This window comes from Aetokthonos hydrillicola CCALA 1050, assembly GCF_017591665.1.
GTDB classification, from domain to species: domain Bacteria; phylum Cyanobacteriota; class Cyanobacteriia; order Cyanobacteriales; family Nostocaceae; genus Aetokthonos; species Aetokthonos hydrillicola.
Genome location: NZ_JAAKGC010000057.1, coordinates 1 through 434 on the forward strand (window position 1 = coordinate 1; position 434 = coordinate 434).

Annotated in this window: 1 protein-coding gene; it reads left to right on the forward strand. The window is 42.6% G+C overall.

All coding sequences use genetic code 11. The features are described from left to right. Positions 1-434, forward strand: a 434-nt coding sequence (gene lnt, locus G4P69_RS24005; RefSeq protein ID WP_243903038.1) for an apolipoprotein N-acyltransferase, incomplete at both ends; no start/stop codon positions are given.

A 434-nucleotide genomic window follows, 5' to 3' on the forward strand; every position in this document is an offset into this window, starting at 1 on the left:
TTGTTTACTTTCACTAAGGATGGTGAAATCAAGAGTAAGTACGGGAAAGTAAAAATGGTGCCTATTGGTGAGTACGTTCCGTTTCAAGAAATTTTGGGTGGTATAGTCAAGAGACTATCACCTTTAGACGAACATCAAATTGCAGGTCCACCCAATCAAGTATTTGATACACCTTTTGGTCGCGCGATCGTTGGGATTTGTTACGAATCTGCTTTTGCTGAACACTTCCGTCGTCAAAGAGGAGAATTTATACTCAGCCCTTCTAACGATGCTCACTATAGTCGGGTCATGCCAGCCCAGCATCATGCTCAAGATATCATGCGCGCTATTGAAAATGATAGATGGACAGTACGAGCAACCAATACCGGTTACTCAGCTTTTGTCGATCCTCATGGTAGAACTTTGTGGATTTCTGGACACAATACCTACGAAGT